This window comes from Bradyrhizobium sp. MI1.10 (assembly GCF_055811035.1).
In genome coordinates, this window is record NZ_JBVVPN010000054.1 from 32809 (window position 1) to 40878 (window position 8070).

Below are 8070 nucleotides of genomic sequence, written 5' to 3' on the forward strand. Positions count from 1 at the left end.
CCCGCGGCTAGCCCGCTGGATTGGCGCCGCCCGCTAAGCAAAAGAATACGGGGCCCGCGTTAAACGCCGGTTTGCGTGCGGGGCCCCGGCCAATGACGGGAAGACAGAAAGGGAGGATTCAAACCATGTTTGAAACAGGCCTGCTCAAGGACAAGCGCATCCTCGTCACCGGCGGCGGTTCAGGTCTCGGTGCTGCGATGGCGCGCCGCTTCCTCGCGCTCGGCGCTGAACTCGTGATCTGCGGCCGCAAGGTCGATCGGCTCGAGGCGGCGGCGAGCGAGATGCGCGAAGAGATCGGCGGCAAGGTCGCGACGATCGCCTGCGATATCCGCGATGGCACCGCCGTCGAGAGCATGATTGAGACCATCTGGCGCGAGGCGCCGCTCGATATTCTCGTCAACAACGCGGCTGCGACTTTCATCGCGCAGAGTGAGCATCTCTCATTTCGCGCTGCGGATGCGATCCTCGCGCCGACGCTGCATGGTGCGATGTATTGCACGCTTGCCGCCGGCAAGCGCTGGATCGACGGCAAGCATGGCGGCGTCGTGCTCTCGATCCTCTCGACCTCGACCATCACCGGCCGCGCCTTCACCGTGCCGTCGGCGATGGCGAAGTCGGCCGTGCTGGCGATGACCAAAAGTCTCGCCGTGGAATGGGGCCCGAAGGGCATCCGCACCGTCGCGATCGCGCCGGGACCGTTCCCGACCGCGGGCGCCTCGGGTCAGCTCCGCCCCGAGGGTCGCGACGAAGGGTGGGCCGCGCGCAACCCGATGGGACGCGCCGGCGAGCACCGCGAGCTTGCCGACCTCGCCAGCTTCCTGGTCTCCGACCGTGCCGGCTACATCAACGGCGAGATGGTGGTGATCGACGGTGGCGCGCATTTGCGCAGCTCAGGCGCCGAGGATTTGTTGCGCTGGACCGATGCGCAATGGGCGGAGCAACGCGCGGCGCGATCCCGGGCCTAGTCGCCGCGACCTTCGCTAACTGCCTTCCCAAATTGGACTTTCCCGGCTATCCCTGCCGCGGGGACAATGCGCGACCGGGCCATCTTCCAGTCACAATATTGAGGGAACCACTCCAGCATGTGGCGGGTGCTGATTTTAGCTTTGATGACGGGCGTGGCGGCCTGTGGAATCGTCGATTCCGCGCGGGCGCAGACGGCGCAGCCCGCGCCCAAAACTGCACCGAAAGAGGCCGCGCCGAAATCGGCTGCGCCGGCGACCAATACGACTGGAAAGACGGCTGCAAAGCCCGAGAGCAAGCCCGTGGCTCCGCACGCGGCGGTTGCGGGCGGCGCAGAGCCAACCCTGATTGGTCAGTTCGGCACCTGGGGCGCCTATTCGGCCGCGCCCAACGGCAAAAAGGTCTGCTTCGCGCTGGCCAAGCCGTCGTCGTCGAAGACCAACCCGCCGAATCGGCCGCGCGATCCTGCCTATGCCTTCGTCTCCACCCGCCCGGCGGAGAAGGTCAACAACGAAGTCTCGGTCATGATCGGCTACGCACTGAAGCCGGGCTCTGAATCGTCGGTCGAGGTCGGTGGCGCCGCTTTCGCCATGTACTCGCAGGGCGACGGTCTCTGGATCAAGAATGCGGCCGAGGAAGAGCGGATGGTCGAGGCCATGCGCAAATCCGCCGATCTCGTGGTCAAGGGCGTCTCGTCCAAGGGGACCGAGACCACCGACACGTTCTCGCTGAAGGGCCTCGCCCAGGCGCTCGACAAGATCGCGCAGGATTGCAGGCGTTAAGCCTGCGGTCGATAAGGTCGCAATCGGCGGTTCCGGTTGCTATATAGGGCGGACTAGACTTTCTCCCGTCATTCCGGGGCGCGCGAAGCGCGAACTATGGTGCGCAATTGCGCACCTGAGAATCTCGAGGTTCCGGGTCTGGTCCTTCGGACCATCCCGGAACGACCACCTAATCAGGCCATTCAATGCAACCGATGACCGAGCCGCACAACGCAACGCTGGTGGAGAAGACTCCGCTCGAAACCTATGTGCCGCCGGCGAGGCCCTCGCTGATCGGCCTGTCGCGCACCGAGCTTGCCGATCGCCTCGGCGAGATCGGCGTTGCACCGGCGCAGCGCAAGATGCGTGTGCAGCAGCTGTGGCACTGGATGTATTTCCGTGGCGCCCAGAACTTCGAAGAGATGACCTCGGTCTCGAAGGGCATTCGCGCCGAGCTCGCGCAACATTTCACCGTCGACCGGCCCGAAGTCGTGGCCGAGCAGATCTCCAACGACGGCACCCGCAAATGGCTGCTGCGGCTGCCGAGCGGCGACAATGTCGAGCGGGCGCATGAAGTCGAGTGCGTCTACATCCCCGAAACCGATCGCGGCACGCTGTGTGTGTCCTCCCAGGTCGGCTGCACGCTGAACTGCTCGTTCTGCCACACCGGCACGCAGCGCCTGGTGCGCAACCTCACCGCCGGCGAGATCGTGGGACAGGTGATGGTCGCACGCGATCGTCTGAACGACTGGGCCGATCGCGAAGACGGTACGCGTCGCGTCACCAACATCGTGATGATGGGCATGGGCGAGCCGCTCTATAATTTCGAAGCGGTGCGCGATGCGCTGCTCATCGTCGGCGACAACGAAGGCATCGGCATCTCCCGCCGCCGCATCACGCTGTCGACCTCGGGCGTGGTGCCGAACATCGTGCGCGCGGGCGAGGAGATCGGCGTGATGCTCGCGATCTCGCTGCATGCGGTGCGCGACGAGCTGCGCAACGAGCTGGTGCCGCTCAACCGCAAATATCCGATCAAGGAATTGCTGCAGGCCTGTCGCGACTATCCCGGCGCCTCGAACGCGCGTCGCATCACCTTCGAATATGTGATGCTCAAGGGCGTCAACGATTCGCTCGACGATGCCAAGCTGCTGGTGAAGATGCTCAAAGGCATTCACGCCAAGATCAATCTGATCCCGTTCAACCCCTGGCCCGGCACCGCCTATGAATGCTCGGACTGGGACCAGATCGAAAAGTTCTCCGAATACGTCTTCAACGCGGGCTATTCCTCGCCGGTGCGCACCCCGCGCGGCCGCGACATTCTCGCCGCCTGCGGCCAGCTGAAGTCGGAGACCGAAAAACTCTCCGCCAGGGAACGCCAGACGCTGCGCGCCATGGCGATGACGGACTAGCTTGGTAGGTGCACTGTGTTGCTTCCCCGTCATTGCGAGGAGCGCAGCGACGAAGCAATCCAGACTGCCTCCGCAGACGCATTCTGGATTGCTTCGCGTCGCTCGCAATGACGGTAACGTTGGCTTCCTCTGCATGTCCTTGATCGGCCGCCTCATCGTCATCTTCATCGGCTTTCTCGCCGCCTGCTTCGTCGGCGGCATGATCGTCGTCATCGCGCTGTTGTTTCCGGAGTTCGCCGATCTCGGCGCCGGTCCCGTCGATCAGGGCACGATCGACATCCTGCTCGGGTTCGGTTTCATCTTCGTCTCTGGCTTTGCGCTTGTGCCGGCGGCGGTGATCGTCGCGATCACCGAGGCGCTCTACATCCGCAGTGCTCTCACCTATGCCGTCGGCGGCGGCCTCGTCGGCCTCGCCTGCTATCTCGGCCTCATTCCCTTTCACTCCGACACCTTGCAGTTCGAAGGCATCGTGCGCCGCCATCTCGAAATCATGACCGGCGCCGGCATCGTCGCCGGTGTCGTCTACTGGCTGGTCGCCGGTCGCAATGCCGGTGCCTGGCGCAATCCGCCGCTGCCGCGTAAGCCGCCTCCGCCGCTGCCCTCGAATTCAAGGCCGGATTGAGGTGCCGTCATTGCGAGGAGCGAAGCGACGAAGCAATCCAGACTATCGCCGCGGATGGATTCTGGATTGCTTCGCTTCGCTCGGAATGACGGATTCCAGGGTTTTCATCCCCTTCCCACTCGGCTAAACCGCGCGCCATGAACCGGACCGGACTCTTCATTGCCCTGGCGCTGTGGCTCGTGATCGGCGTCGTTTTCGGCCTTTATCCCGAGCTTGATCTCAAGCTCGCCGCGCTGTTCTTCGACCCTGAGACCAAGACATTTCCGCTCAAGCTGAACGGCTGGGCCAGCTTTGCGCGGGACGCCGCGATGTGGGTTGCCTGGGCGTTCGTGCTGCCTGCGCTGGTCGCGCTTGTGGTCAAGATGTTCAAGCCCGACCGGCCGCTGATGGTCTCGGGGCGCGCGATCGTCTTCCTGCTGGTCACGATCATCATGTCGGCCGGCATCCTCACCAATTTCGCCTTCAAGTCCTATTGGGGCCGGCCGCGTCCGGTGGTGGTGACGCAGTTTGCCGGCGACCAGCAATTCGTGCCGTGGTGGGACCCACGCGGCGGTTGCGCGCGCAACTGCTCGTTCTTCTCGGGCGAGGGCGCGACCGCGTTCTGGACGCTGGCGCCGGCCGCATTGGCACCGCCGCCGTGGCGCCCGCTCGCTTATGCCGGAGCCGTGGTGTTCGGCCTCGTGACCAGCGGCCTGCGGATGGCATTTGGCGGCCACTTCTTCACCGACGTGTCGATCGCCGGCCTCGTCACCTTCGTCGTGATCTGGTTTGCCTACGCGCTGATTTACCGCTGGCCGCGGACCCGGTTTTCGGACGAGGCCGTCGATGCCGCCTTGACCCGCCTGAACATGCCTGCCTACCGGCTGCGCCAGCGCCTGTTCGGCCGCAAGACGGGGCCCGAGCCGTCAGTTTGAGCCATTAAAGGGGTGCCGAGCCCCGCGAAATTTGATATTCGCGCGGTCAACCCGTGAAACGACATCCGCCCTTCGAGACCGATTGGAAGCCCCATGACCACGATCCTGAAAAGCCTGCCCAAGGGTGAGAAAGTCGGCATCGCTTTTTCGGGCGGCCTCGACACGTCAGCGGCGCTGCTCTGGATGAAGCAGAAGGGCGCGCGCTGCTACGCCTATACCGCCAATCTCGGCCAGCCCGATGAGGCCGACTACAACGAGATTCCGCGCAAGGCGATGGAGTTCGGCGCGGAGAAAGCGCTGCTGGTCGATTGCCGCACGCAGCTCGTCCATGAAGGCATCGCCGCGATCCAGTCCGGCGCCTTTCATATCTCCACCGGCGGCATCACCTATTTCAACACCACGCCATTGGGGCGCGCCGTCACCGGCACGATGCTGGTCGCGGCGATGAAGGAGGACGGCGTCAACATCTGGGGCGACGGCTCGACCTTCAAGGGCAACGACATCGAGCGCTTCTATCGCTACGGCCTGCTGACCAATCCGGGCCTGCGCATCTACAAGCCCTGGCTCGACCAGCAGTTCATCGACGAGCTCGGCGGCCGCGCCGAGATGTCGGCGTTCATGACGGCGCAGGGCTTTGCCTACAAGATGAGCGCCGAGAAGGCATATTCGACCGACAGCAATCTGCTCGGCGCGACGCACGAGGCCAAGGATCTCGAAAGCCTCGACAGCGGCATCAAGATCGTCAACCCGATCATGGGCGTGCCGTTCTGGCGTGACGACTGCAACGTCAAGGCCGAGAAGGTCGTGGTGCGATTCGAGGAAGGCCAGCCGGTCGCGCTGAACGGCCAGACCTTCTCTGATCCCGTCGCGCTGTTCCTCGAAGCCAACGCGATCGGCGGCCGCCACGGCCTCGGCATGAGCGACCAGATCGAGAACCGCATCATCGAGGCCAAGAGCCGCGGCATCTATGAAGCGCCCGGCATGGCGCTGCTGCACATCGCCTATGAGCGCCTCGTCACCGGCATCCACAACGAAGACACCATCGAGCAGTACCGCATCAGCGGCATGCGCCTGGGACGTCTGCTCTATCAGGGCCGCTGGTTCGATTCGCAGGCCCTGATGTTGCGCGAGACCGCGCAGCGCTGGGTCGCCCGCGCCGTCACCGGCGAGGTCTCGCTGGAGCTGCGCCGCGGCAACGACTACTCGATCCTCAACACGGAAAGCCCGAACCTGACCTATGCGCCGGAGCGGCTTAGCATGGAAAAGGTCGAGGACGCGGCGTTCACGCCGGCCGATCGCATCGGTCAGCTCACCATGCGCAACCTCGACATCAACGATACCCGCGCCAAGCTGAAGCTCTACAGCGACACGGGCCTGCTGTCGGGCAGTGAAGGCTCGCAGATCTTCCGGCTGGAGAACGACAAGGGCTGAAGCGTAGGGTGGGTTAGCGCAGCGTAACCCACCTCTTCTGTCTCTGCGGATACGAACAGTGGCGGGTTACGCCTTCGGCTAACCCACCCTACAAGCAAAACAAAAATGGCCGGGATTGCTCCCGGCCATTTGCGTTTGTGCGTGCCGTTACCGCGGCGGCGCGGTGCCGGGCGGGGGCGGCGGCAGCGAAGCCTGGCCGCCGTTGAGCAACGGCGTGATGTTGCGGACGGTGACGCGGCGGTTGATCGCGCTCGGTCCTTGCGTCTGCTCCTTCAGGTACTGCTCGCCATAGCCCTGCGACGTCAGGTTCTCGGACGGCACACCGAATTGCTGGGTCAGCAATTCGGCCGCGGCCTGCGCACGACGATCCGACAATGACAAATTGTCGACGTCGTTGCCGACCGCGTCGGTGTGACCTTCGATCAAGAACACCACGCGCGGGTTGGCCTGGATCGCACGGTTAAGACCGTCGGCGATCGACTGCAGCTTCGCCGCCTGGTCTGGTGGGATGGTCCACGATCCCGTCTCGAAGTTGATCGTGTTGAGGTCGATGCTCGGCATCTGCATGCGAACATTGGGGCTGTAGCGGATCTCGTCGAGTGTGTAGCGACGGTTGATCCGCTGCACCGGCGGCGCCACCATCGTCTGATAGATCACGTCCGGCGACGCCTCCTCGGCATCGACGATATAGCGATCGTAGGGAATGTTCACGACGGGCGGCGGAGCGTCGACATAGAAACCGCCGACCGACTGCGGATCGCGGTAGCTGTTATCGATGATGACGAGCTCGCGCCCGGCCGGGTCCCTGCGGATTCGCCGCAGCAGCCGACCGTCCGGACCGACAACAGTAACGATCTCGCTGCCGTCGGGACGGATCACCACGGTGCGGGTATCGGCGCCGACAGTCTCGGTGCGGATGTCGCGGGCGCCATAGCGGAAGCGATAGAGATCGTTGCCGCGGACGTATGTCTGCCCACCCGGATCGCGGATGATGATGCGGTCCGGCTCGGTGTAGACGGTGCGGCCGCCTTCGATGCTTTCGCGGCGCTGGTTGCGGTAGTCGGCGATGGTGGCGCCGATCACGGCACCGGCAACGACACCTGCACCGATCGCGAGCGGTGTCAGGTCACGCTGCGGCGGACGCGGCGGTGGCGGCAGGGGCGTGGTCGTCGTGGGCGCGGCGCGGAAGGCCGGCGCAACCGTGGGCGTCGCGTATTGCGCCCTGTTGGGCGGCGGGGTCGCAGCCGCCGAGCCCGGGACGGTGCTCGGTGCTGCGGCGCCGGCGGGGGGAGCCGGCGGCCGGGACGGGGCAGCTGTCTGCGGCTGGGTCGGCGGAGCTCCGGCAGCGGGCGCGCCAGCAGCGGGTGCACCACCCTGGCGTCCCGGGGGCGATGTCACGGCGCCACCGGGGGCCGGCGTCGTTGTCGGGGCAGGGGTTGCTCCGGGCGCGGGCGTTGCGCCCGGTGCCGGCGTTGCGCTCGGCGCGGGACCCGGACGGCCGGACGGCGTCGGGGTGGCCCCTGGCGCCGGTGTCGTCGTTGGAGCGGGCGTGGCGCCTGGAGCCGGTGTCGGTGATCCCGCCGCCGAGGGCGCACGTCCGCCGGGGGTCGGCGCACCGGGACGGCCAGTCGGCGGCGTACTGCCCGGAGCCGGCGTCGCGGTCGGTGAAGGTGTACTTGTCGGTGTAGGTGTGGCGGCCGGAGCGGGCGCGCCCGGTCGCACCGTCGGCGCGGGCGCAGGCGACGGTGTCCCCGTGGGCGCCGGCGCGGGATGGCCTTGAGGAGTTGCTGCCGGTGGCGGCGGTGGTGTCGGGTGAGCCGCAGGCGGCGGAGGCGTGGGTGCGTGCTGCTGCGGAGCCGCGGCGGGCGGCGGCGCTGGAGGCGTGGGAGCCGGGCGTGCCGCGGGCGGTGCAGGAGGCGGCGCATGCTGTTGCGGAGCCGCAGCCGGGGGCGGCGCAGGCGGCTTCGGGG

7 protein-coding genes are annotated in these 8070 nt (G+C 66.0%); 6 read left to right on the forward strand and 1 reads right to left on the reverse strand.

The genetic code is table 11. From position 1 onward, the window contains the following. Positions 1–125 precede the first annotated feature (125 nt). From AC0L3K_RS35200 to argG, 6 genes are all read left to right on the forward strand, one after another. Positions 126–965 (forward strand): SDR family oxidoreductase, encoded by an 840-nt coding sequence (locus tag AC0L3K_RS35200; RefSeq protein WP_473367743.1) that lies wholly within the window; start codon positions 126–128, stop codon positions 963–965. Positions 966–1082: 117 nt separating this feature from the next. After that, positions 1083–1745 carry an invasion associated locus B family protein gene (locus AC0L3K_RS35205; RefSeq protein WP_007598757.1) on the forward strand — a complete coding sequence of 221 codons (663 nt, stop codon included), beginning with the start codon at positions 1083–1085 and terminating at the stop codon, positions 1743–1745. Between the two features lie 185 nt (positions 1746–1930). Next, positions 1931–3133, forward strand: coding sequence for a dual-specificity RNA methyltransferase RlmN (rlmN, locus tag AC0L3K_RS35210; RefSeq protein ID WP_007598759.1), 1203 nt, complete (start codon positions 1931–1933; stop codon positions 3131–3133). Between the two features lie 133 nt (positions 3134–3266). Then, positions 3267–3755 (forward strand): hypothetical protein, encoded by a 489-nt coding sequence (locus tag AC0L3K_RS35215; protein ID WP_473367744.1) that lies wholly within the window; start codon positions 3267–3269, stop codon positions 3753–3755. A 137-nt stretch (positions 3756–3892) separates the two neighbouring features. Beyond that, a complete protein-coding gene (locus tag AC0L3K_RS35220; protein WP_219681847.1) occupies positions 3893–4669 on the forward strand; it encodes a phosphatase PAP2 family protein in 777 nt (258 codons plus the stop codon). A 93-nt stretch (positions 4670–4762) separates the two neighbouring features. After that, entirely contained in the window at positions 4763–6100 is a 1338-nt protein-coding gene (gene argG / locus AC0L3K_RS35225; protein ID WP_007598765.1) for an argininosuccinate synthase, read from the forward strand. A 147-nt stretch (positions 6101–6247) separates the two neighbouring features. On the opposite strand, the gene AC0L3K_RS35230 is transcribed toward argG, so the two are convergent. Beyond that, positions 6248–8070: OmpA family protein (locus AC0L3K_RS35230; RefSeq protein ID WP_473367745.1), on the reverse strand; the 1823-nt coding region annotated here is incomplete at its 5' end.

What these genes read in the sequence shown, in the direction of transcription:
- AC0L3K_RS35200 (WP_473367743.1), top strand. Translation starts at nt 126, where the DNA reads ATGTTTGAAACAGGCCTGCTCAAGGACAAGCGCATCCTCGTCACCGGC.
- rlmN (WP_007598759.1), top strand. Translation starts at nt 1,931, where the DNA reads ATGCAACCGATGACCGAGCCGCACAACGCAACGCTGGTGGAGAAGACT.
- AC0L3K_RS35205 (WP_007598757.1), top strand. Translation starts at nt 1,083, where the DNA reads ATGTGGCGGGTGCTGATTTTAGCTTTGATGACGGGCGTGGCGGCCTGT.
- argG (WP_007598765.1), top strand. Translation starts at nt 4,763, where the DNA reads ATGACCACGATCCTGAAAAGCCTGCCCAAGGGTGAGAAAGTCGGCATC.
- AC0L3K_RS35220 (WP_219681847.1), top strand. Translation starts at nt 3,893, where the DNA reads ATGAACCGGACCGGACTCTTCATTGCCCTGGCGCTGTGGCTCGTGATC.
- AC0L3K_RS35215 (WP_473367744.1), top strand. Translation starts at nt 3,267, where the DNA reads ATGTCCTTGATCGGCCGCCTCATCGTCATCTTCATCGGCTTTCTCGCC.